This window comes from Catalinimonas alkaloidigena, from assembly GCF_029504655.1.
Taxonomy (GTDB): domain Bacteria; phylum Bacteroidota; class Bacteroidia; order Cytophagales; family Cyclobacteriaceae; genus Catalinimonas; species Catalinimonas alkaloidigena.
The window spans coordinates 5,347,395-5,372,189 of record NZ_JAQFIL010000001.1 but is presented as its reverse complement, the minus strand read 5'-3'; the positions used below and the strand labels follow the sequence as shown (position 1 = coordinate 5,372,189).

General features: G+C 43.8%; 17 protein-coding genes. 1 reads left to right on the top strand and 16 read right to left on the bottom strand.

What is annotated here, in order from left to right:
• Positions 1-3 precede the first annotated feature (3 nt).
• From OKW21_RS21975 to OKW21_RS21900, 16 genes are all read right to left on the bottom strand, one after another.
• The gene (locus tag OKW21_RS21975; RefSeq protein WP_277483503.1) at positions 4-2,328 is read right to left on the bottom strand and encodes a chondroitinase-B domain-containing protein; all 2,325 of its coding nucleotides are present in this window, start codon (positions 2,326-2,328) and stop codon (positions 4-6) included.
• Positions 2,329-2,419: 91 nt separating this feature from the next.
• Positions 2,420-3,187 (bottom strand): SDR family oxidoreductase, encoded by a 768-nt coding sequence (locus OKW21_RS21970; protein WP_277483501.1) that lies wholly within the window; start codon positions 3,185-3,187, stop codon positions 2,420-2,422.
• A 111-nt stretch (positions 3,188-3,298) separates the two neighbouring features.
• The gene (locus OKW21_RS21965; RefSeq protein ID WP_277483496.1) at positions 3,299-4,684 is read right to left on the bottom strand and encodes a RagB/SusD family nutrient uptake outer membrane protein; all 1,386 of its coding nucleotides are present in this window, start codon (positions 4,682-4,684) and stop codon (positions 3,299-3,301) included.
• Positions 4,685-4,698: 14 nt separating this feature from the next.
• A complete protein-coding gene (locus OKW21_RS21960) occupies positions 4,699-7,785 on the bottom strand; it encodes a SusC/RagA family TonB-linked outer membrane protein (protein ID WP_277483494.1) in 3,087 nt (1,028 codons plus the stop codon).
• A gap of 250 nt (positions 7,786-8,035) precedes the next feature.
• Complete coding sequence (locus tag OKW21_RS21955; RefSeq protein WP_277483492.1) at positions 8,036-8,755, bottom strand: FadR/GntR family transcriptional regulator; 720 nt, start codon at positions 8,753-8,755, stop codon at positions 8,036-8,038.
• A 217-nt stretch (positions 8,756-8,972) separates the two neighbouring features.
• Entirely contained in the window at positions 8,973-9,644 is a 672-nt protein-coding gene (locus OKW21_RS21950; protein ID WP_277483490.1) for a bifunctional 4-hydroxy-2-oxoglutarate aldolase/2-dehydro-3-deoxy-phosphogluconate aldolase, read from the bottom strand.
• 13 nt (positions 9,645-9,657) lie between these two features.
• A complete protein-coding gene (locus tag OKW21_RS21945) occupies positions 9,658-10,668 on the bottom strand; it encodes a sugar kinase (RefSeq protein WP_277483488.1) in 1,011 nt (336 codons plus the stop codon).
• Positions 10,665-11,882, bottom strand: a complete 1,218-nt coding sequence (locus OKW21_RS21940) for a 6-phosphofructokinase (protein WP_277483486.1) — start codon at positions 11,880-11,882, stop codon at positions 10,665-10,667. The genes OKW21_RS21945 and OKW21_RS21940 overlap by 4 nt, the downstream gene beginning before the upstream one ends.
• 513 nt (positions 11,883-12,395) lie before the next feature.
• Complete coding sequence (locus OKW21_RS21935) at positions 12,396-13,433, bottom strand: sugar kinase (RefSeq protein ID WP_277483484.1); 1,038 nt, start codon at positions 13,431-13,433, stop codon at positions 12,396-12,398.
• Between the two features lie 231 nt (positions 13,434-13,664).
• Positions 13,665-14,417, bottom strand: a complete 753-nt coding sequence (locus tag OKW21_RS21930) for an SDR family NAD(P)-dependent oxidoreductase (RefSeq protein WP_277483482.1) — start codon at positions 14,415-14,417, stop codon at positions 13,665-13,667.
• A 21-nt stretch (positions 14,418-14,438) separates the two neighbouring features.
• Entirely contained in the window at positions 14,439-15,206 is a 768-nt protein-coding gene (locus OKW21_RS21925) for an SDR family NAD(P)-dependent oxidoreductase (RefSeq protein WP_277483480.1), read from the bottom strand.
• Between the two features lie 26 nt (positions 15,207-15,232).
• Positions 15,233-16,525, bottom strand: coding sequence for an MFS transporter (locus tag OKW21_RS21920; RefSeq protein ID WP_277483478.1), 1,293 nt, complete (start codon positions 16,523-16,525; stop codon positions 15,233-15,235).
• Complete coding sequence (locus OKW21_RS21915) at positions 16,515-16,883, bottom strand: cupin domain-containing protein (protein WP_277483475.1); 369 nt, start codon at positions 16,881-16,883, stop codon at positions 16,515-16,517. The genes OKW21_RS21920 and OKW21_RS21915 overlap by 11 nt, the downstream gene beginning before the upstream one ends.
• Complete coding sequence (locus OKW21_RS21910; RefSeq protein WP_277483472.1) at positions 16,870-19,116, bottom strand: heparinase II/III domain-containing protein; 2,247 nt, start codon at positions 19,114-19,116, stop codon at positions 16,870-16,872. The genes OKW21_RS21915 and OKW21_RS21910 overlap by 14 nt, the downstream gene beginning before the upstream one ends.
• Positions 19,117-19,119: 3 nt before the next feature.
• A complete protein-coding gene (locus OKW21_RS21905) occupies positions 19,120-21,366 on the bottom strand; it encodes a polysaccharide lyase 6 family protein (RefSeq protein WP_277483470.1) in 2,247 nt (748 codons plus the stop codon).
• A gap of 541 nt (positions 21,367-21,907) precedes the next feature.
• Complete coding sequence (locus tag OKW21_RS21900; protein WP_277483468.1) at positions 21,908-22,651, bottom strand: FadR/GntR family transcriptional regulator; 744 nt, start codon at positions 22,649-22,651, stop codon at positions 21,908-21,910.
• 937 nt (positions 22,652-23,588) lie between these two features.
• Here OKW21_RS21900 and OKW21_RS21895 point away from each other — a divergent pair.
• A complete protein-coding gene (locus OKW21_RS21895; protein WP_277483465.1) occupies positions 23,589-24,773 on the top strand; it encodes a sigma-54-dependent transcriptional regulator in 1,185 nt (394 codons plus the stop codon).
• The last annotated feature ends 22 nt before the right edge of the window (positions 24,774-24,795 follow it).

Below are 24,795 nucleotides of genomic sequence, written 5' to 3'. Positions count from 1 at the left end.
TTTTTAGTAAATTAATTTCAATGGCAGATTATGCTCGCTTATTATTCTACCAGAATTTTCAATGGTATTGTCAACTGCAGTATTGTTCTTAGCGCCCCACAAACGAGCTACGAGTTCTACAGGGTTGTCAATAAAGGTGTTGTTTGATATATCCACATTGATAATACCATAGGTGTTGATCAATACACCACTTTTCTCCTGGCCGCCGCTCCTGGTGAAAGTGCTCCCCTTGATCACCAGCTTCCCGCCGACAGTAGATTCATCATAGCCCCCACGGTAGTAGTCGATAACATTCTGGCCGACCTTCTCAAATTCACAGTCTACAATATACATGTTTTCAGCGTTGTACTCGCCTTGATCATCATCTTCAGCGGAGAGCTCCAGTCCGTTGTGGCAGTTTTTGATCACAGTAGACTTAAAACTGATGTACTCGGAAAATGAGTATTTGTAAGCTTTGAGCACATAATCAAAGTCCGATATTTCAGAATTCTTCACGCTTAAATTGTAAAGGCTGGACATGTTATCTTTCAGGCTGGCAAAAGCGTAATTCTTGCCATTTCCACTTAGCTTAACCGAGCTTAAGGTTAGCTGACCTTTAGGATGCATTTCAAATGCGGGTGTATTTTCCTCACCCTTGAATACCAGCTGTACTTTGTTTTCTCCCGCAGCGCGGATGCTAATTTCCTTGTCAATTTTGAGGGGAGAGTCAATAGTATACAGCTCATCGCTCAGCTCAATTATATCTCCGGGATGGGCCTGAGCAATGATGTTGGCCAGTTCGCCCTCTGCCGATGAAGCGGTAAGAACATTGGGCCCATTGACAGCTTTGTCAGGAGAGAACCATTGCGGTCCGTACTGTTTCTTGTCGATGCGGAATGCTTCAGCGGCTGCCAGCTGCTTGATGGCGCCAACCCTGCTTTTTTCCGCTCTTGATGCACCAAAGAGGTCCTGTTGTATTCTACCGAAGTCATAGCCTTCGTACACCTCGTTCAGGAATTCATTTTGTACGTCTTCGGGAACATACAACCATTCATTGACCTGCTTCATTCTTATCCGTTTGTTTTGGAGCACGTCAAACGCTGTATATTCACTGCCATTATTGTCAATGATATTATTCTTAAACAGTATGCCATCCATATCATCATGATTGACCAGCGGAGCTTCATCTGCTTTTGTATTATAAATCAGGTTGTTGGCCATGGTAGTCCGGATAGGAGGGGCTGAGCGGATCTCACTTGCAGGCAGCACATTCACACTTTCCCTGTTCTGTCCAATGCCTATCTGCCAGGGTGATTTACAGTCCACCCAGCTATTGTAGGCGATAACCGCATCGGTCACTTGTTTATATCTGTTTAAGGGAGTCATTGGAATTCCGTTCATGATGGCAAGGGGGCTCCTGAATTCTGCTCCCTTTATTTTGTAGAAATAATTATTGGTAATCCAGTGGCCGGTGTTCACCAGCCTGATGCCGCCGTAGAAATCGGATTCATCTCCACCAATGAAAATATTACCATCAACGGTGGCATAATTACCATGTCTTAGTACCAGGGAGCCTTCACACTTATAGAAGATATTGTGCTTATAAGAATTGTAATTCGTTTTATCTGAAATGATTTCAACCTCCCCGTTGCAAGCTTCAAAATAGTTATTTGAAATATTTACCCGCCCGGGTGTCATTTGTGTTTCGCTCCCTCCAAGCCGTATTGTTTCCGCCCTGGGTCCGCCTTTTGGGGGACGCGGACCAAAATAATTGTTGACTATTTGATGGTGATTGTTGGTATTCTCATTACCATCATGATACACCATCAGGGTGGTGCCATCGTTTGATTTTCCGGCGATGTAACAGTGATCCATCTGATTATGCCTGCCATAGAACTCAATCCATTGGTCATTAACCGATCTGTTCGGTTGTGTAAAATTTTCAATGACGCAACTGGTCACCCGGCAATGATTGGCAACACTGTCTGCCCCTATCTTATATCGTATAATTCCATTGGAGGGGGTATAGCCATTTCGGAAGTACAAGCCACTAACCACCAGATTTTCTCCTCCTAAATGCAGATATGACTGTCCTTCTATATAGACCTCTCCCAGCGTTTCGGCGCGAAGGGTGATGGGTTTTTTCTTAGTGCCCCTACCAAAAAATTTGAGCTGGACGTTCTGCCAGACTCCATTGGCCAGTACGATTTCATCACCGGCAGTTGCCTGGCTAATGGCCTGATTCAGTTCTTGAGTGTTCTTTACATAGATGCTTTCCGTATTTGACTTTTTGTTACAGGAAAATAGTAGTAGCAGAATTGTGATAGTGAGTAGTAGGTTGTTTTTCATTTCAGTTATAATTTTACAAAATTTAGCCATAATACATGCTACGCCAGCGTAGCTTTTATCGAGTGGCTAAGGTCGGGATGACACTCCGGGGTCAACGGCCCATCCAGCCTCCGTCTACCAGTAGAATGCTACCATGCATATAGCTGGAAGCATCCGAACACAGAAATACAATCGGACCGGCAAAATCTTCGGGCTTTCCCCAACGTCCGGCGGGGATTCTGGAAAGGATTGCATCAGCACGAGCGGGATCCTTTCTCAAAGCTTCGGTATTATCCGTGCTTATATAGCCCGGGGCTATGGCGTTTACGTTCACCCCTCTGGCTGCCCATTCGTTGGCGAAAGCCATGGTCATCTGGCCAATGGCGCCCTTGCTTGCGGCATATCCCGGTACGGTGATACCACGGAAGGTTAGTAGAGAGGCGGTAAATACTATTTTTCCACTGCCTCTTGCCACCATATCTTTGCCTATTTCTCTGGTGAGGATAAATTGAGCGCTTTGATTGACTTCAATCACCTGATCCCACAGCTCATCGCTGTGTTCGGCGGCAGGAGCCCGTTTTATGGTTCCCGCATTATTCACCAGGATATCAATGGTCTGAAAGTCCTCTTTTACTTCTTTAATGAAAGCATACAAAGATCTACGGTCACTAAAATCGCAAGTATAAGCCTTAAACTTCCGCCCCAGCTCCGTGACGGCTTTTTCAATGTCACTCCCCCTTTTTTCCAGTGAGGTACTTACGCCAATAATATCGGCACCTGCCTCTGCAAGGGCGGTGGCCATTGCTTTTCCAATTCCCCTTTTGCAGCCGGTCACCAAAGCCAGCTTACCATCTAGTCGGAACTTATCAGTTACCCCCATTATATGCCATAAATTATTTCATTTGAAATTAGGTAATAAAGAAACATACAACAGTACCCTTGACATACTATCAAAGGGTACTGTTTTCCGCTCTAGCTACTCAAAAATGCTTTAGTAACCTGAGTTCTGCGTGATGGCTCCCTGGCTAACATCAATCTCCCGTTGGGGAATGGGCAGTAACATATCATCTGCCGATACCTGGAGGCCCAAATGATCGGATAGAATTTGTATGCCTTCTGCACCATAACGCTGTAAATCAAACCACCGATGCCCTTCAAACGCGAGTTCAAAACGCCTTTCATCTCGGATAGCCTCAGCCAAAGCATCTGCATCAGCGAAATCCTCAACTGTATAAGGCTCCAGATCTTCTCTGGCATGCACTCTGTTTAGCTGGTCAATAGCCGGTTGCATATTTGCCGAGCCATTTTCAATGTTTAATATCTCAGCGTACATTAAAATGATATCAGCGAACCGCAGCACAATCCAATCGTTCTCGCCGTCTTCCTGACCCGCATTTGAAGGATCATATTTAATCGTTCTATTTTCAACCCCAACTACGGCCAGGGTAGCATCATAACGGGCTCCGGCAGGAGATAGGTCCATATGCTCCTGGGTTGGAACAAAGCCAATAGAGTTGACTTTGAAATCATAGGCAAAATTATTGCCTTCTCCATTGGATGCTGCCTTGTAACCTACCGAAAACAAAATCTCGTTATTGCTCTCATTGTCAATGGAGAATACATCAGCTACAGTGGGTTCAAGTGCATATCCATCGTCCATAAGGTCTTCCAAGAGTGTTTTCGCTGATGTCCGTTCACCCCGGTTAAGATATACCTTGGCCAGCAGTCCCTTGGCGGCTCCCGCCGTGGCTCTTCCTACCTCATTAGTTGACGGCAGCAGGTTAACCGCATCGCTGAGGTCATTTTCAATCTGGACATACACTGCATCAATGGATTGCCGTGAAAGTTCGGGAAGGTCATCGGTGGAGGTAGTTGCCGTAGTCGTTAACGGAACCTCCCCAAATAATCTTACCAGGTTAAAATACGTCAACGCTCTGACGAACTTCCCTTCTCCTTCGAACTGGTCTTTCAATTCCGCATCCGTTACGACTTCAAGGTTTGCCAACAAATTGTTGGCTCTCGTAATTGTTACATATGAACTATTCCAGAAGTCTAGGGTAACATCACTGGATGGCAGTATTCCCAGGTTTTCCATCCTGCCCCACTCGCCTTCGGATAGTATTATACCCATGTCATCGCTGCGCAGATCCGTTAAACTCCATAATCCTCCGGGTTGCCCGGCAGTTCTTGAATAGACGCGTTGCAGCCCATCATACATCCCTGCGACAATGGTTCCTATCTCCGCTTCAGTAGTGTAAAAGCCATCGCTGGGCACTTGAGACTCAGGAAGAATATCTAAATCGCTACAGCCTGGGGCTACGATCATCAGGATGATAGATCCCCAAATTAGTACGGTATTTTTATATGAATTTCTCATCGTTAACTATCTTTTTAGAACTTTACATTGATTCCTATAGCCAGGGCACGCTGAACCGGATGCGCTCCTCTCTGATAACCGGTTACCAATGGGTTATTCGTAAAGGTTCCTGAAAATGTGGTTGCCTCAGTCGTGGCTTCCGGATTAAATCCAGTATAATCATCTGCAGTAATAAACAACAGATTGGTTCCGGTGAAATACACTCTTAAATCCGATAGGCCCAGTCGCTCAGAAAAACTGAGGGGAAGGTTATACCCCAATGTTAAGTTCCTTACACTAAAATACGAGGCATCCATCACATTGAAATCAGATTGAGATCTGACTACCAAGCGGCTTTTGTCAGCGTCTGTAAGCTCAAACCCACTGATGTCTTCATTGACATATTGGGAATTTTCGTAGTACGAATCAATGTTAAATATCTCGGCACCATGAGAGCCCTGCAGGGTAACGCTTAAATCCAGTCCCCTGTACTGTAGGGTATTGGTAAAGCCCCAGGTCAGATCAGGGTAGGGGCTACCCAGCACGGTTTTATCATTTTCATCAATCACACCATCATCATTTAGATCTTTGGCAAAGACAAAATCGGTGCTTCCGTTCACTGGCCAGGTAGTATTATGGGCGCTATACGGAATTTCGCCATCGGAAACATAGCCGTAGTACTGCACCAAAGGACTGCCTACCTCAGCCAGGAATTCATTGGGACGTTTGGGATCCGGCACGTTGATAAGTCTTTCTGTGCCCCCAAAGTCAACCAGCTCATTTTGATAATGAGACAAGTTAATATTGCTTGACCAGGATAAAGCACCGGTGGTATTGATGGTGGTAAGGTTGAGTTCATAGCCCGTGTTTTCCACTTTACCCTGATTGTCTAAGAAAAACTCATATCCGGTAACCATGGACAGCGGCACCTCCAGCAAAAGGTCTTCGGTAGAGGTCTTGAAAAAGTCAAATTGTAGCTGCACTCTGCTGTCTATTACCCCCAGGTCCAGACCAAAATTGAGTTCACGCGTTTTTTCCCAGCCGAGGTTCGGATTAGAAATGTTACTTGGAGCAAATCCGGTAGCTATATTACCTCCGAGGATGCTGTTGTTGATCCCCAGAAGGCCGATATGGCTGAAATCACCGATAGTATTGTTTCCGGTAGTACCAATACTTGCCCTGAGTTTGAGGTTATCGATAAAAGAGGAATTACTTAGGAAGCCCTCTTCGGAGATTCTCCAACCCACTGATGCCGAAGGAAAGTATCCGTATTGATTATTTGCTCCAAATCTGGAACTACCATCCCATCGTGAACTAATTGAAACGAGGTATTTATCGCTCATATCATAGTCTAAGCGAAAAAACATAGAGTTCAGTGCGCTTTTGCTTCTCGTAGAACCGAGCCCTCCTGAAAGCTGACCTCCATTCACTGTTTGGATATAGTCAATGACAAAGTATCTGGCTTCAACACCCGAAAGGGTAATATTCGTAACCTGGGTGGACAAACCGGCAATTGCATTCAATGTATGGCTGCCAATGGATTTGTTAAAAGACAGAACATTTTCATTTAACCAATCGGCGACTTTCGCAGTTTGATAGTGTGCAAATGTGGACTCGATACCTGTTCTGCTCGTGGTTGAGGCCTGAAATCGCTGGTCTTCCAATTGATTGAGATAGCCGCCAAAACTCGTTTTGAACGACAGGCTTTCTGCAATTTTAAATTTCAGATAGGTGTTGGCAAAGCCCTCCAATCTGTTTTTAGTAAGGTAATGGTCGTTCAGCAAGACGGTTGGGTTATAATCACTTTGCACTCTGAGCCTGATTCCGGTGTAGTCAGGGTTCCTCCCGATGTCAAAGTCGTTTTCATTGGCAAAGGAGCCAATTTCTTTTCCGGTAATGGCGGCAGTGGCCGCATTATGGCGAAGTGGTACCCAGGGAGCTGTCCTAAACAGAGAATGATTTTCCACTGCCGGGTCACGGCGCGTGCTATAAGTAGGGTTTAAGTTTAAGCCAAATTCCAGCCAGTCATTGGCCTTCACATCCACATTGGCTCGGAAGCTATACTTAGAATATTCGTTGGTCAAAACAATGCCTTTATCATCTACATAGTTTCCTGAGAAAAAGTACTTAACATTTTCGGTGCCTCCTCTGGCGCTAAGCTGGTGATTCATGATTGACCCGGTTTTGTATACTTCATCGTACCAGTCAGTGTGTGTGCCGAAGCTTTCGGCCAGGTTGATCTCGTCGAAATCGCTCCCCCCCTGTGCAGTGACATAAGCCTTCCATTGGGCGAGTGAAGGAAATTTATCGAGGTTATCGGACAAAGGGTTCTTACTCAGATTGTCTCGAATACCGTTTTTGATACCTCCGTAAAAGTTATACTCCATCACTACCTTGCCCGCCTGGCCCTTTTTGGTAGTCACCAAAATAACACCTGAGCCCGCCCTGGATCCGTAAATGGATGCTGAGGCCGCATCTTTCAGGACGTTGATGGATTCCACATCCTGCATATTGATGCTGGAAAGATCTCCCTGAATGGGATAGCCGTCTACGACAATAAGTGGAGAATTTGATGCGGAAATGGAAGACAGCCCTCTAATTTGAATTCGGGCAGGCTCTCCTGAGTTGCCACTGTTAGTCTTGATATTCACACCGGCCAACTTTCCCAGGAGTGCCTGATCAGCGGTAGCAGTAGGGATTTTGTCAATTTCAGCACCATCCACGCTGGCTACCGCCCCAATGGAATGCGATTTTTTCTTTTCCCCATAACCGACCACCACCACTTCGGACAGTGATTGAATATCGGGCGTCATGGACAGGTTGATCGTAGACTGGCCACTGATACTCACTTCTTCAGACATATAACCAACCGAAGAAAATACCAAGGTCGCTGCATCGCCCACCTGTAATTGGTAGTTGCCGTCTATGTCAGTTATGGTTCCGGTGGTGGTCCCTTTAACCAGCACATTTACGCCTGGCAAAGGTTCATTATTATCTGCATCAGTTACTGTCCCTGAGACAGTTCTTTGCGTTTCTTGAGCATACAATACTGCCCAACTGAACAAAATCAGGATAGCTGTTATCCACAGAGATTTGCTCCTTTTTGGTACATTTCCGTTCATTTTAATATAGTTTAGGATGTTGTAATACTTTGTTTCTGAATGGCAGGCGCTAAAAAAGTTGATATGTTTTTGATAGAATACAGTCTCTACAGATCGTAAAAAAATGACACCTTCAGAAGGTCCTTTGAAGAAACTTCTGATGACAATCTGAGATTAGTTTAGCTCCGAGCCAATACAGTATCTTTTTAAGCTTAGCAGCTAGGCTTAACTCGAGTCGTTTGTTGTTGCTTTCATAGTGATAAGTTAAATATTAAAAATTGCTTTTACCATTTTCCCCTTTGTGAGGAATGTAATCAAATACCTGTATGAGGTGTTGCCTCATCTCTTCACCAGCTCTTACGCTGTTTTTATTTTGTATCTGATGAAAAATAGTTTTGTGTTCCTGATAGGCCTGGGCAAAACGCTGATCCCGGTAGATGTTATAGGCCTGCGTATATCTGATTATATTAGAAATGAGGAGTAAGAGCAGGGACTTTAGAATTGTATTCTTAGCAGCTTCGGCAACAGCTAAGTGAAACATATGATCTTCCTCTACACCAGGCTTACCCGTTTCCACCTTTTTTTTGAACGCCCCCAGTGTATTTTCAATCGCCCGGATGTCGTGCTTGGTCGCTTTTTTTGCCGCCATTCCGGCGGACTCTACCTCAAGTACGATTCGTGCCTCTATAAGGGAGTGAAAATCGTCCTGATGCAGCTCCAGTATATTATTAATCAGCCCTACCAATGCATGTACTCCCAGTCCGGCTACAATGGTCCCGCTTTGGGGCAAAGTTTTTAAGACGCCGTAAAATTCCAGTTTCTGGATAGCTTCCCGAACATGTCCTCGGCCTAATCCAAATTTTTCCGACAGCTTCCGTTCAGAAGGGAGCTTAGTGCCTGACTTTAACTGACCGGAGTGGATCAACGCCCGTATCTGTTCTATAATTTTGTCAGAGGGCTTCTCAATCTTTACGGTCGTCAAATTGTCCATAAGCTAAGCTTTCAATTGGTTTACCAGATATTGGTGATCCAATTAATTGGTAAACCAATATCGTGATTTAAAATTTACCATCCAAACAAATGCAGCTTTAATTCAACAGTTTACGAGATAGAGAATTTAAAAAGTATCAATATGAAAAATCGCTGGAAGTACTAACATCATAAACCAAATAAATGCTTGGTAATCAGAGTTGTAGCACAGGGTATCATCAGGTTTTATATTTTTTTGCAATCGCAATGGCTTCGGAAACTTTTTCAGCAAGCGCTGAGTATTTGTTTTCAGCCAGAATTTCTTTGGTGATAAGTTGCGATCCCATGCCTACACAATGTGCTCCCGCTTCGAACCAGGCTTTCAGGTTTTCTTCAGCAGGAGTTACACCGCCGGTAGGCATTATACTGGTCCAGGGAAAAGGTCCCTTTACGGCTTTGATAAAACTGGGTCCTCCGACCTGTGAACCGGGAAATATCTTAACTACCTCGGCCCCCAGTTCTTCGGCATAAGAAATCTCACTCAAAGAGCCGCACCCTGGTGACCAGGCCACTTTTCTTCGATTGCAAACCTTCGCCATTTCAGGGTTTAGTATAGGCGATACGATAAAGTTTGCTCCTAGCTGCAAGTAAAGTGAGGTGGTGCCACCATCTACTACTGAGCCTACTCCCATGATCATTTCCGGGAGCGCGTCAGACACGTATCGATTTAGTTCACGAAAAACTTCGTGCGCAAAATCACCCCGGTTGGTAAATTCAAAAACCCTCACGCCGCCTTCGTAGCAAGCCTTAGCTACCTGCTTGCATACTTCCAAATCGCTGTGGTAGAAAACAGGCACTATCCCTGTTTCTTTCATTGTTAGTGCGACCTCTATTCTTGTAAATTGTGCCATGAATTATTTAAGGTTATCGTTTAATTTTTCCGCTTGTATTTCCATGCATTAACTCCTGTACATCTTCGAGAGCAATGATATTCGCATCCCCCTCCACCGTATGCTTCAGCGCGCAAGCAGCCGTGGCAAACGAAAGAGCTTCTTCATCCTTTTGGTAGTGCAGCAGTCCATAAATGACGCCCGCAGCATAAGCATCACCAGTTCCTACCCGGTCGACGATGTGCGTAACGTCCAGCTTTTTGGCCTTGATAAAGCGCTTTCCATTCCACACTTTGCCTTGTATTCGGTTGTGGGAGGCGCTAAGCATCTCTCGTTCTTTATCAAAAACTTTCTTCACTCCCTCACAGGCTTCTGACAGCTGAATGGCAGCGTTGATAAACTCTTCTTCTTTGTTCCCCTCTACATCAAACCCAAAAATCTCCCGGATATCCCGACTGCCCGCTATGACCACATCACATCCGGCGATCAATTCAGGCATGACATCCTGTTGTTTTTTACCATAGTTCCACAGGTTTTTCCGAGAATTAATATCAGCCGATACTATAATACCTTTGCTTCTGGCAAACTGTATAGCTTCTTTGCAGCATTCGGCTGCTCCTACCGAAATGGCGGGGGTAATACCTGTCCAGTGAAACCAGTCAGCATCCTGAAATATGGTATTCCAGTTGAACATCGCTGGCTCTACTTGTGCAAACGAAGATTTCTCTCTTTCATAAACCACTTTGCTGGAACGGTGTACAGCGCCCTTCTCCAGAAAGTACTTACCCATTAAATCACCTCCGTAAAGGATACTGGAAGTATCTACCCAGTGGTGTCTCAAAAACTGAGTAGCAGACTTTCCAATCAGGTTATCGGGAAAACGGGTAACATGTACCGCATCCATACCCATGTAGGCTAATGAAATGGCTACGTTTGCTTCTCCGCCTCCGTAGGCAAGGTCAAGGCTGGTAGCTTGTGAAAACTTAGCATATGCGGGAGGTGACAAGCGCATCATTACTTCTCCAAAGGTGACTATCCTTTTCATTTCCAATTCAGTATTTTATTGAAGTTGTAAACACTTGGCTCAGAAAGCATGGTAGATGCACTTTCATAATCTTTTTCCAAGATATAGTGCATGTTCTGAAAACAAAGCTTTGCTATCTCAGACTCTGTATCTACCAGGCGGGGTGGTATTTTGCCATCTTCATTTTCAAATTCAGATAGATAAAGCGGGGTAATTTCACCGCGTGAATTGGCGCTTACGATGCAACCGCTTGTTCCTTCGTCGTAAAGTTTTTTGACCCCTATTCCGAGCAGGGTACAGAGCGTAAGGTCAAACCCTATAGGACGACAGCAGCGGAGCTCATAGCCAAGTTCTACCGGACGGCTTTTTAGCTGTATGCCTAGCCGCTTCAATTCTTTCTGCAACAGTATATTGAAGATGTGTGACTTGCTGACGTTGCCTAGTTCCGGATGTCCGTGAGCATCGTACGTAAACTCAACGCCCGACTTTCGCAGCTCCTTATCCTCAAGGATATGAAATACCCCTTCGCTTACCAATGCCACCCCGTACTCAATGCCTAATAGCTTGCGCTTGACAATAGAAGAGATAATGAGGTTGATGATTTTACTCAGTGTTGGTGTGGTTTTGTTGAACATCTCAGGAATGATCATCATGGGAAAGTGGCAGCCGGTAGCGATACCAAATGCCAGATGACCGGCAGATCGGCCCATCGTGGTAACGACAAACCAGTTACGGCTGGTGCGTGCATCCTCGTAGATGGTATTACCGATGCGTACGCCTTCGTCTTTGGCCGAGTGGAACCCAAACGTAGGATTGCGATCTGGCAGGGGTAAGTCGTTGTCGATAGTTTTAGGAACATGGATATTGGAAATAATAATATGCTTGCTGGCCAGAAACTTGGTGACTCGGTTAGCGGTTGAGGCTGTATCATCCCCCCCGATGGTCACCAGTAGGTTTATATTCTCTCGGGAAAAGAGCCTGGTATTAAAGTCTTCGTCTTTAGGCTTGAACCTACTCATGATCAGCGTAGATCCACCCCGGCTGAATATGCGGTCCGCATGATCAAAGTCAAACTCTTTTATTTCAGGCTTATCGGCAAACAAGCCCTTATAACCTTCCTGTATGCCCAACACCCGGTAACCATCTTTCAGAAATATTTTTGCCACAGTGCTTATGACTGTATTAATACCCGGGGCAGGGCCACCACCACATATGATTGCTACGGCTGGTTTCATAATGTTATGTTTTATTTGCTTGCTAAACTGCGTTTAAAGATTTTCTATTAGCAACTGGAGAAGAGTAGGGGAGCCTCTCTCAGCTTGCTTACTACGTGAACGATCTCGCCAACGGCATGGGGTGCTCAGTCAACCCTACTGATTTACAGGAATATAATTCTCACTTTCTGTTATTTTTTTTAGAAATACTGATTAGCATATTTCGAGAACGCCCCACTAATCATTTGGTGGTTGGTAGTGCTTTCCGAAAGCTTGGTTACGCTAGCTTTTCAGGTCAGGGGTTTTAACTTTTACGTAGGTGCCTGTCATATTACTATTGCTGTTGGTACGAAAAGAAACAAACTATAATTGAAATCAGTATCTGACCGATGGAAACTCAAAATCGGGTATTACATCGCTTACGAATGAGTCCTAACTGATATTAAGGTACTGGAAGTAATTAGAAAGAAGGAGGGCAAGTCTAGCTTATGAATACTTACATAAACTGGGAAGTCCCTTACCCTCGCCCTAACATTAGCGTGATACTCGCCCTGAAGCGTCTCCTGCCATAAGTTTTTCTACTTCATCTACCTTTACCAGATTAGCATCACCTTTGATGGTATGCTTCAGGCAAGAAGCTGCAACGGCAAAATTCAGTGCGTTTTGATCGTCATCCGGATATTGTAGTAATCCATAGATCAACCCACCCATAAATGAATCTCCGCCACCCACTCTGTCTACAATATGAGTAATCTGATAAGTAGGTGACTCAAATAAGATCGTACCGTCATATAAAACACCTGCCCAGCTGTTGTGACTGGCACTGATAGAACCTCTCAGGGTGGTGATTGCTTTTTTTGCTTTCGGAAATTTTTCCATCATCTGCTTACAGACTGACTCAAAAGCCTGACCACTAATTGAGTCGCCCTGGGTTACGTCCACTCCCTGCGGATGAATACCGAAATGCTTTTCGGCATCCTCCTCATTGCCCAGAATGATGTCGCAATGTTCAACCAGCGGAGTCATGATCACTTCTGGTTCCACACCATATTTCCAAAGCTTTTTACGATAGTTAAGGTCGGTAGAGATAGTAATGCCAAGTTCGCTCGCTGCTTTTACCGCCTCAAGACAAACGTCGGCCGCGCCTTGAGAAATAGCCGGAGTAATCCCTGTCCAGTGAAACCATTGAGCGCCGTCAAAGACCTTTTCCCAGTCAATCATTCCCTTTTCTATTTCAGCGATGGCTGAATGAGCGCGGTCATAGACCACCTTACTACCCCGCGATACGGCTCCGGTCTCCAGGAAATAGATGCCCAGACGATCGCCTCCCCAGATGATATTGCCGGTGCCCACGCCTCTTTTTCTCATTTCCATAAGGGCGCACTCTCCGATATCATTATCAGGAAGGCGGGTGACGAAGTCTACCGGAATCCCATAGTTGGCTAATGAAACGGCCACGTTTGATTCTCCTCCGCCATACACCACATCAAATGAGGTGGTCTGAGAAAAGCGCAGAAAGTCAGGAGGAGCTAAGCGAAGCATGATCTCTCCAAAGGTTACTACTTTTTTCATCTGATATTATTATTAATTGGTTTAGTCAGTTATTAATTAAAACACTTATAAATTTTATACTTCCGGTAACAGTTCATCCTCACATTGACTGCTTGGCATCTGCCAGCATTCAGCTTTTTTGGCTGTAATGTTACTAAACGCTAGTATTGCAGTAGCCTCAAAAACTTTTCTTGGAAGGCCGAACGCCGGGCGTCAGAAGGTTATTGCCAACGGATAGTAAGCCGGATACTTCTAAGAAAATGCTAAACCTCCGTTTATATCAACACTATTCCCTGTCATGTAAGATGACTGCTCACTAGCCAGATAGACCACTAAGTCCGCTACTTCCTCTGCCTCTCCTTCGCGCTTCAGCGGGGTTTTGTCGGCTACCATCTTTCTTACCTCATCTTTGGTGAACTCATCGTGAAATTTCGTAGCGATCATTCCCGGACAGACTGCATTTACCCGGATTCCCTGGGGACCAACTTCTTTAGCCCAGTTGCGTGTCAACGTCATCACCGCGGCTTTAGAGGCAGCATAAATTGCTGAACCCGGGCCGCCTCCGTCACGTCCTGCCTGTGATGCCACATTTACAATAGATGCCCCTTCAAGCATGAGCGGCTTAAATGCCTTCGTGACAAACACAGTTCCTTTGAAGTTCACATCCATGACCAGCTTGTAGTACTGCTCATCAATTTCCTCAATGGTTTTTCTGGCAAAAAGACCTCCCGCGTTATTTACCAGGATATCCACCCGGTCACCAAAGGCTGCTTTGGTTTCAGCCAGCAGGTTGTCAATATCTTTCTGCTTGCTTACATCCCCATACACAGCAATGGCTTCTCCACCTTCGGCAGTAATGGAAGCAACAGTATCCTTACTATCCTTTTCACTGCCAAAATAATTAACCACGACCCTGGCGCCTTCTTGGGCTAATTTGATACAGATTGCCCGCCCAATGTCACGGGCTCCGCCAGTAACCACAGCTACTTTACCTTCTAGTTTCATGTTATCTGGTTTTGATGGTCACTAAATACCCAGTGCCTGTCCACCACCTATCTGTATGGTCTCGGCAGTGATAAAAGACGCATCCTGGCTGGCAAGAAAAGAAACCACGGAAGCTACTTCTTGCGGTTCGCCTAATCTTCCCAACAGGATATTGTTTTTCCAGGAAGCAAACACTTCCGGCTTGGTCTCTTTGATTTGCGCGTGAAATGGCGTATCAATGGTGCCCGGGGATACGGCATTTACCCGGATGCCATACTCGGCCAGGTCTTTTGCCAATGCTCTGGTGATGGCGTGTACGCCCGCCTTGGATGTACCATAGATACCGGCTCCGGGCCCTCCCGCGTTCCAACCAGCGTTAGAAGTGTAATTAATGATCGTGGCATTTTCACCTTTTTTGAGGTAAGGAATGGCTGCCCTTGAAGTAAAAAAAACGGAGTCCAGGTTAAGTGCCATTACTTTCCGGTAAAACTCGGTCGTCATTTCCTCAAACCTCGACCGGCCCCCAAGTCCACCGGCATTATTGACCAGCACATCTATTCTACCATATTTTTCACCGATGGCCTTAATGTTAGCCTTTACCTCTTCTTCGTTGGTAACATCAAAACCATAATACTCTGCTTTAATATCTTCCTGGGTAAGCTCTTCCACTCTTTGCGCTCCCATCTCATCATCAATGCCATTTAATATCACCCTGTACCCATCTTTTCCCAGGCGCTTTGCCACCTCAAAACCAATACCTCCGGTTGCACCGGTAACGATCGCTATTTTATGTTCAGGTTTAGTGTTCATATTTTATTGTTTTTATAATTTAAATTTTAGTCAACTGATTTAATTTCTTTAGCAAAAAAACTGATGGACAGGTAGCCTAATGGCACAAAAGCAGCAATCATGATAAAGATTGGGGTATAGGAATAGTTTTCGGTAATTACCGGGACCAGAAAGTTCATGATGATCACTGAAAAGATACCAACAGTGCCTCCTAATCCGGCCAACGAGCCTACAGACTTACCACTAAACAAGTCGCTCGGAATCGTTTGGATGTTAGAAATAACAAACTGAAAGCCAAAGAGCACTACTGCTACGATTGCCACAAATTTTATGGGGGTGTTACCATACAAAATGGTTGCCGCCATTCCCAGGAACATGATGATACAACCAATGAGTATGGTTTGCTTTCTTGCTTTATCTATTGATGCTCCATTAATCATTAATCTGCCTGAGTAATACCCTCCGGAAAGACTTCCGAGCGCTGCTCCCACATAAGGAACCCATGCCATGAGACCAATTTCTTTTACATTGAACCCATAAACATCAGCGAGGTATATTGGCATCCATCCGACAAAAAGCCACCAGATCGGCTCAATAAAAAACCGGGAAGCCAGCACGGCCCATGATTCACGATGGGCAAGAATAGCCGACATACTGAGGCCCGGTTTGTCAGATGCTTCTTCTTTTTGTTGCATCCCGGACAAAATATGGTCTCTTTCCTCGTCGGTGATCCAGTTATGTTTTGATGGTAGTGCTTTATTAAAAATCAACCAGGGGATTACCCATATTAACCCTAGTATCCCCAGCAACAAGAAGGTCATTTTCCATCCTATGGCAACCCACACAACTGCGATGAGTGGTGGGGCAACAATTGAACCCATGGCCGCTCCGGAATTAAAGATACCCTGTGCCAACGCCCGTTCTTTCACCGGAAACCATTCTGCGTTACTCTTAACCGCACCCGGCCAGTTTCCTGCTTCGCCTAATCCTAAGAGTACCCTGAAAAAACTGAAGGTAAGCACTCCTCTTGCCAGGGCATGCAAGGCTGTTGCCAGCCCCCAGACTGTAATTGAAACGACAAACCCTAAACGGGTTCCGATCTTGTCAAACATCTTCCCTGAAACCGATTGCCCGATAGCATAGGCTACCAGGAAAACATTAAGGATCAGCGCGTAATCGTTCTTATCCATTCCCAGGTCATTGGAAATGTCGGGCCACATGATAGCCAGTGCTGAACGGTCTATGTAGTTGATAATGGTTGCCAGGCAGACCAGCCCGATGATCCACCAGCGTAGTCCATTAATTTTCAGCAGTTTGGGTTTTTTAGTCTTAGTCTCCAAAATATGATGGTTTATTACCTGTTAGAAAATCTTCTCTCACCGGGCTGAAAGTATCAATTAACATTCCGGCCTCAAGGCAGACGGCACTGTGTAATAGGTTTGGCTCGATATATACACCATCTCCTCCACTTACGATTTGCTTAACCCCATCAATATCAAATTCAAATTTTCCTGACACACAATAAGTAGCCTGCGTATGAAAATGACTGTGAGGTGTGCCCAAAGCACCTTTCTCAAACTTGACCAGTACCATCATGATCTGGTTATCATAGCCGAGCATTTTCCTGGAAACGCCCCCTCCAAGTTCTTCCCAGTTCATACCTTCTGTTAAAATGTACTTTTCACTATTTCTCTCCATAGTTTTTGTGTTTTTTTAGATTATAAATTCCTTTCCATTTTAATTGACCAGTTGTGGTTTCTATTGAATGTTCACTGTTCTCCTGCTTATCATTGAGCGAGAATGCAAACTGATAATGCTCACCGCTCTTGAGTTGAAATTGAATAGCGACATAATCCGCTGATTCATGAAGTACTTCCAGATCAGTGACAGAAGTAAATGCGTTAATGGGAATCTCACTGGCGTAATCATAAGAACCATGCATCTCATAGAGGCTGGCAAAAGTGGTATTACCTTCTGTTCTCCTACGAATTAAGCCGGGATCTCTTCGCAGGTTGAAATTGGGATCATTGGCCCCTATCCTGGTCAACAGCAACTCATCTCCTTCACGAATGTCAGCGTTCATGGTGAAAAATTTTCCATGATTGAACCAGGTAAACCTTAATACATTCCCTTCAAGCGCAGCTTGACCTTCCTGCCATAAATGCTGGTAGCCATCATTGGTACCCATGGGCATCAGGTTGTTGTTCGTTTCAATTTCCTGATTCGTTGACATGAGCCCACCTAAATAGTAAAGCGGCAAATCGTATCTCGTTCCTTCAGGAGCCTGTACTGAGAAAAGATCAATGATGATGGGGTTTTCTAATTCCTCAATGTTCAGGACCGCCATAGTCCGCTGCATCTCAATGTCCTCATAAGCATTCAATTCTTTAGCGCTCATGATCTGGACCGTATCACCCGGCAAAAAGCAATAGGGTGTACCCGCGGATTTGTCAGCCGCTTTAACATTATGATCAAAGTGCGAATCTTTATTGATTACAAGCGTATTGTGCGCAACTGTCTCCTTCGCCCAGCTATGATTCTCTTTCAGGTATCCTCCACCATCTTTATGCTCTATGTTGACCCAACGTGCCGAACCATAATCCTGGATTACTTCACCAAGTTCATCGTACAGCAAGAATCCCAATCGGTCGAAATGGCCGTGCCCCATACCGTGTTTAGCATATTTCATAACCAGGGTCAGACCATCAGCGCGGATAATTCCTATAGCGCCTTCATCACCCCTCGCACCATCGGTAAGTTCCAGGCTTTTGTATTGATATGGTTTCGTTTTACCTTCAGCGATTGCTTTTGCAGCAGCCAGGCCGGAATCATTTAACGGAACCCTAGCCTGATCCTTGATAATGGAAAGCAATTGTGGGTCGTTTCCACCATAATGATAGGCCATAGTCACTGCAAAGGCAAGCTCGCGGGAGGCCAGGGACATTCCTTTCTGTGCATCATTGATTGGAAAGAACTCCCCCTGGGCATTCGTTTGATTAATCAGGGCATAAATTGCTTTAAGTAACAAACGATCCCGATAGTTCAGAATTTCTAGTTCAGGTTTTTTGTTCGCTAAAGCCTGTGCAAAAACCAGGAACGGATATATGGCGTAGCGTTGGTAATAAGGCCCTTCCGTGTAATAACCATCTGGGGAAAAGGAGTGATCAATTTGTGCCAGAAACCCGCCTGCTTTATACCCTTGCAAATCTATTGTGCCCCCATCGTTATCAGATTTCAGCTTAACAGAATCCTCGATGTCAAATGCATAAAGCGCCCGGTCAATGAGTTCTTCATCGTCCATCACCAAACCAATCATCCCTACCGCCGCATTTCCCCAGGTGCTATGGTTATGTAAACGGTTGAAGAACCGAGGGTTTTCAAGTGAGATGTAATCAGCATATGGCCTGAAAAGCTCAGTATTCAGCCTTGTTTTGGTTTCCTCATCCAACCAGTCGTAAATGCAGTCATAGCCCTGACTGGTATACACCAGCCAGTTCGCATCATTGAGGCATTGCCAGAAAAGCTTTCCTCGTGCATAAGATCGTGTGGCTGGATGTTTACCCAGTTTTGGGAACATTCCTGCGTACTCGAGAAGCATATCTCGTATATAAATGGCGTATTTTTCCTCACCGGTAATTTGAAATATCACTCCTGCTTTTTGTATGGTGAAGAAGTTGGCCTTATGTTTCTCATGGGTATATCCTCCGGCCAGATCCTTAGGAATGGGAACAGCAATGCCTGCTTCAATTTCTGCGTCTACCTGCTGGCGAACAGTTTCAAATGACTGATCAAAAAGGGGGATCTTTCCCAGATTTGCTCTCATGTTGATAACCCCTTCCTCTGTTAGAATAAGGTTTGGATGCTCCTGTCCATACACATCAGGAAGAATGAGCAGTAAAATGTAGATTAGTATAGATAGGTTGCTTTTCAAGGCTTATTGGCTTATAATTTTAACTTCACTTTTACTGTACTCCGGGCTGTTACTTACAATGTTTCCAGAGTTGGCAAGTGTAATATTCTCGATTTGAGTAATGGGTTCTCCGTTTGTCAGATACAGCGTCAGCGGGGCACTTGATTGCCATTGAGAGTCGGAGATCATCAGGTTTTGTACACCATGAAACTTAAGCGAGGCCTCTGTTTTATTACGCGGGCCTTTACCTACCTCAGTAAACTTTGAGTTCGTAATGCTTACGATGGGACCAAAGGTACTCTCATCTGTTCCTCCACGATAGACATTTGCAACCGAACCTTCTACCTGATTGAAATGGCTATCCTTAATGATTACATGCTCCACATTATACATGCCCAGATCATCCACTTCTTCAGCCATAGAAACGATTGAGCCGCTGACATTTCTGAAACTGGAGTTTTCTATCAGCACTGTGTCAGCCATCGTACTGGGGTAGATTTTCAGAAAATCAAAAGTGTGATTGACATCCAGGTCGCTCACCTCACAGCTGCGGACAAATAGTTTATAGTTTCTATTCATGGAATACTTGCTGGTACTGACTACACTATTCCCTGCCATATCTGGAGACTTTGAGCCGTCCAGCTTTAAATTTACCAGCTCCAGGCCACCTTCATTTTCAATTCTAAAAAAGGTGTTTTTTTCTGAACGAATGACTGGCTTATCGCAGGCATCTGCCTGTATTGTAATGAGGTGATGGATGGGAAAATCTTTAGTCAACAGGTATTCACCTGCACTTTCCAAGACCAGCACATCCCCTGATTCACTTTTTTCTAAAGCTTCCAGCAGGGTATTGGTACCGGAAGGCACTTTGATGCGCTTACCCGTTCTAAATGCAGGTTCCTTAAACTCTTGTGCGTAATAATCAGCTCCCGTTTCACTTTTCTGCACCGGTAGTTTAGGCTCGGTAAAACCAATCTGTTCCAGCAAATTTTTTGATGGCACAATAAGGCCCTGCGCTGTTTCTTCTACCTGATAATCTACCGGTTTGAAGCCGTTCTGCAGGGGAGGTTTAGCTTCCCGGTTAATCAGGTTTTGAGAAAATGTAATGCCTGAAATTTCATCGTAAACCGTAAAAGGCTCCGTGTTGGTTTTACTCAAAATTATATTGTTAGTAAAAGTAGTCCCTACCGGTACTGCCGAGCGCTCTTCATCACTTCCGGCACATAGCTGTACATGGTCACAATCGATCATGATGTTGCCTTCTACTTTGGAATCTACTACCTGGTTGTAGCGATTGATGGGTGAGTTGGGTACACCATTCATGATCACCAAGGCCCCTCTGAAGCGATAACCGGTAAGTCCACTCATATAATTATTGATCACCTTTTGATACTCGTTGATCACTCGTATACCACCGGTATTTGGCTTTCTTCTGCCAAGAAAATAGTTGTTCTCTACCAGCGTATGCTGACCGTGGCGCATGGTTAGGGTACCCCGACATTGGTCAAACACATTGTTCTTAAATACATTTCTACCTGACTTATTGGAGATGATTTCATGCTCACCGTCGCAGCGGTCAAAATAGTTATTGCTGACAGTGGTTTTACTATCGGTCAATGAATAATGGCTGGTGCCGATGCGTAGGGTTTCTCCTCCATTCGCTGCCATGTTTTGACGCGGGCCAAAGTAGTTATACTCTATCAGATGACTGTTTTCTCTGCTCGCTTCAGTATTGAGCCTGACGGCCATCGTTACCCCCAGGTTTCTCTTCCCGATCAGGCTATTATGGTCAAACCTATTGTTTTTGCCATACATGGTCACCCATATATCTGACTCAAATCGTTCGGGTTTACTAAAGTTATCGATGACGCAATTGGTCACTCTTGAGTGATTGGCCAGCTTATCTTCACTGGTACGAAAAGCAATTACCGAATTGGTGGGTGAGTAGCCATTTCTAAACACCAAGCCAGACACTTCCAGATAGTTTCCAGACAAACTCAAATTGGACTGTCCTTCAATAAATACTTTTCCCGCTTCTTCTGCTTTGAGTGTGATTAATGAGTCTTTCTTTCCTTCTCCTACAAACTCAATTTCTGTGTCTTTCCAAATACCATTGGCCAGCGTTATTGTGCTTCCCGGGCGGGCATCAGCAATGGCTTTTTCCAGCTCCTCTTCGTCTTTCACTAATGATGGACCTGTACTTTTGCAAGAGTTCAAAAGGCTGGAAACCAGAATAATTATCAGTAGATAGGTTGTGCGATGTTTTATCATAGCTTTTAGTTCAAGAACTCCTGCATGCAGGAGTTACTTTTCTCAAAGAGTTTATTTTGATTTACATTAAGTCCGTAGCATTTCACGATGTCAAAGCACATTCGTCTTTGGTAGCGAGGTGTTTTTCGGCTTTAAAGTAATTTTCAAATACACCCTGTTATTCTATGGGTATGCAATAGTGTATCAGTATTTCGTTGTCAATTAAGCATACTTCTAGCATTCAGTGTTAACTGCAGCTCAAGCTTGCCTGTCCTGACCGAATGGTGTAATTTGAATTATTCGATTAGCGCAATCGGGATACAATATTTACGTCCGGTTCTTCGGGGGGGATAGATTTTGTTTCATGAGTAATCAATTAGGTGTCAGTATTGATAGATCAGGGAAAGGACATGAAACTGCTTGACAAGCCAAAAAGAATTTGGCTATATTTGAAGAGCAGATTACTCTCACTCGAAAATACTGTTTCAATTTGGCGATTGTGAGGTACTTTCTTGTGATTCTGTCCGAATGGATTAGTCTAATTTAGTAGCTAATCCATTTTTTATTTCCGTTTGCCATTGTTTTTTTCCAATGGGTTTTCGTTAGTAGAAAAGTTTAGTATCTCTTGTAAATGGCTTCTCATTGATTCGGCAGCCTTTTCACTATTTTTCTTTTTAATATGATCCAAAATTTTGTAGTGTTCTTCTAATGCTGAAACAGGCCTGTTGCCGGCACAAACATTGTTCTTTTTAAAATGAGTTAGTATGTCTGGGGTAATGATAAGCATCAAAGACTTTAACACCGGATTTTTACTTGCTTCAGCTATTTTAAGGTGAAATAATAAGTCATATTCTACTGAATCCCCTCCTGATGATACAGCCTTCTCGTAGTCAGAAAGTGAATTAGATATTGCTACAATGTCATCATCTGATCTTCTAAGGGCAGCAAATCTTGCAGCATTTGTTTCCAGCAATACTCTGGTTTCTACCAAGGCATAAAAGTCTCTGCCTTCCATCTGTAGGACATCGGTAATTAACCCCTCCAAGGCAGTAATACCAAGCCCCGCCACTACGGTTCCGCTCTGGGGTAAGGTCTTGAGTATACCATAGAATTCAAGTTTTCGTATTGCATCCCGCACATGAGAGCGCCCTACCCCCAAGAGCTCGCTCAGCGCTCGTTCAGATGGCAATTTGTCACCTGGCTTTAACTGGCCACTTGAGATCAATTCTTTGATCTGCTGAATAATTTTATCAACAGGCTTTTCCAGAATGATCTCTTTAAAAGTATTTAAGTATTTTTCTTTCATAATGTAACTAGTATACCAACAACTGGTCAACCAATTTACATTGTTTGTTCTTGATTAGCAAGCTTTATCATGATTTTTGTATAAAAATAAATATTTACACTAAAAAATATAATCTTATCAATAAATAATGATAGTAAGTTGAGTGAAGTATTTAACTATATGGCGAATTGGTAATTACATGTAATAAACAGGGCCAGAGGCACGATTGCGGCAAATGGTGTAATCTAACAGATTTGGCACTTTTTCCACAATGCGCGGGCTGCCTCTCTTCCTCTACTAGCGATATGAAAATCAGACTACCGGGGCAGCAATAGTTTGGTATGTATTCTGACACTGCGCAACCCCTATCTACTGCTTATTCGTTTTTTTCTCACAAAGCTCACGCACGGCAGCCATATTTTATCCAGTTTGGCCTTCATCAGAGGTATATAGTACCTGCTTTGCTTCAATTATTATGATGGACACAAACGCAAGTCTTCAGGCTGAATAAACTTTTGACATAGCTCCCACCAACAGAAGGTAACTATTGCCGCACTACAGATGCCCGGCAAAGAAAGACACTCAATAGGACTGATTTTATGACTTAAGCAAATTGATATCGACTTTACCGCTTTCTACATATTGTTTAAGGCTATATTTGCATTTATACCGGCCTTTGGTCTGCTGATTATGGTCCGGGGGCCAGTCATGCTTTATCTCACTCCATTCTTACCTAAGCAGTAAGGCCAACTTACTCTCAAATTATGCTCACTTGCTGAGGCAAATAGTTCCATTAAATCCTTGATTATGCTCTGATGTGCAATGATGGTTAGGGCAGCTTATGCCTGAATAATATTTTTTAAGAAATCTCTTACATACAAGCTTATCATTAGAGAATTAAAAATTCTCCATTGATTAAAATATTAATATTGTGCCTTTGAAATAGATAGTATTTACCATGAAAAAAATTATCAAAGCTTTTTGTGTTGAGGATGATCCATTTTATGGTCAGATGATAAAGCTAACACTAGAAAAAAATAGTAACATAGAAGTATCTGTTTTTACTAGTGGAGAGGAGCTTATCAGTCATTTATACCAAAACCCAGACTTAGTCACAATTGATTTTAACCTCCCCGGTTTAAGTGGTTTGGAGATTCTTAAGAAAGTGAATGATCACAACTGTGATATCGCGAAGATTATTATATCAGGTCAAGAAAATGTAAGTGTGGCAGTGGAGTCTTATAAAAATGGCGCTGACTACTATATAGTAAAAAACCCTGATACATTTTCAGAGCTCGAGCAATGTATCAGTAAAATTATCCGTCAAATTGGAATTAAAACAGAACTTAACCATTTAAAAGACAAGATAATTGACCGGCACAAATATTCATCTATCATTGGAGAAAGCCAGGCAATACTAAAAGTTATAGGATTGCTGCAAAAAGTTGAAAATAATAATATTCAGGTCCTCATAACAGGAGAAAGTGGTACTGGCAAAGAGGTAGTGGCCAACTCCATTCATTATAATTCCAAACGTAAAAGAAAGCCATTTATAGCGTTTAATGTAGCCGCTATTCCGGAAGATTTAATAGAAAGTGAACTTTTTGGCCATGAGAAAGGAGCTTTTACAGGGGCTAACAGTAAAAGGATAGGCAAATTTGAAGAAGCAGATGGAGGTACTATTCTTTTGGATGAAGTGGGTGAAATGGATATCAATCTTCAAACCAAGCTTTTGCGCGTTTTGCAGGAAAATACTGTTTGCAGAATTGGGAGTAACAAGGAAATACCAATTGATACCAGAGTACTGGCAGCCACCAATAAGAATCTTGCGCAACGGGTGAAAGAAGGAAAATTCCGTGAAGACCTTTATTACCGATTGCAGGGATTTATCATCAATTTACCACCGCTCAGAGAAAGGGAGAATGATGTTATCCTTCTTGCTAATCATTTTTTAAATGCTTTTTGTATACAGAACAAACTGGGAACGAAAACTTTCAGTAAAGAAGCGATTGAAGCAATAATTTCACATTCATGGCCGGGAAATATCAGGGAATTAAAATCATTTGTTGAAAGAACAGCACTGATCAGTGAAAATGATAAGATCAGCTGCGAGGATATGTTGTTTTCTCCTTCAATTGTCTAAGCAAACCAATACATATTCTTTG

Excerpts from the sequence above, each read along its gene's own strand:
- OKW21_RS21975 (WP_277483503.1), bottom strand. The coding sequence starts at position 2,328 with ATGAAAAACAACCTACTACTCACTATCACAATTCTGCTACTACTATTT.
- OKW21_RS21970 (WP_277483501.1), bottom strand. The coding sequence starts at position 3,187 with ATGGGGGTAACTGATAAGTTCCGACTAGATGGTAAGCTGGCTTTGGTG.
- OKW21_RS21965 (WP_277483496.1), bottom strand. The coding sequence starts at position 4,684 with ATGAGAAATTCATATAAAAATACCGTACTAATTTGGGGATCTATCATC.
- OKW21_RS21960 (WP_277483494.1), bottom strand. The coding sequence starts at position 7,785 with ATGAACGGAAATGTACCAAAAAGGAGCAAATCTCTGTGGATAACAGCT.
- OKW21_RS21955 (WP_277483492.1), bottom strand. The coding sequence starts at position 8,755 with ATGGACAATTTGACGACCGTAAAGATTGAGAAGCCCTCTGACAAAATT.
- OKW21_RS21950 (WP_277483490.1), bottom strand. The coding sequence starts at position 9,644 with ATGGCACAATTTACAAGAATAGAGGTCGCACTAACAATGAAAGAAACA.
- OKW21_RS21945 (WP_277483488.1), bottom strand. The coding sequence starts at position 10,668 with ATGAAAAGGATAGTCACCTTTGGAGAAGTAATGATGCGCTTGTCACCT.
- OKW21_RS21940 (WP_277483486.1), bottom strand. The coding sequence starts at position 11,882 with ATGAAACCAGCCGTAGCAATCATATGTGGTGGTGGCCCTGCCCCGGGT.
- OKW21_RS21935 (WP_277483484.1), bottom strand. The coding sequence starts at position 13,433 with ATGAAAAAAGTAGTAACCTTTGGAGAGATCATGCTTCGCTTAGCTCCT.
- OKW21_RS21930 (WP_277483482.1), bottom strand. The coding sequence starts at position 14,417 with ATGAAACTAGAAGGTAAAGTAGCTGTGGTTACTGGCGGAGCCCGTGAC.
- OKW21_RS21925 (WP_277483480.1), bottom strand. The coding sequence starts at position 15,206 with ATGAACACTAAACCTGAACATAAAATAGCGATCGTTACCGGTGCAACC.
- OKW21_RS21915 (WP_277483475.1), bottom strand. The coding sequence starts at position 16,883 with ATGGAGAGAAATAGTGAAAAGTACATTTTAACAGAAGGTATGAACTGG.
- OKW21_RS21905 (WP_277483470.1), bottom strand. The coding sequence starts at position 21,366 with ATGATAAAACATCGCACAACCTATCTACTGATAATTATTCTGGTTTCC.
- OKW21_RS21900 (WP_277483468.1), bottom strand. The coding sequence starts at position 22,651 with ATGAAAGAAAAATACTTAAATACTTTTAAAGAGATCATTCTGGAAAAG.
- OKW21_RS21895 (WP_277483465.1), top strand. The coding sequence starts at position 23,589 with ATGAAAAAAATTATCAAAGCTTTTTGTGTTGAGGATGATCCATTTTAT.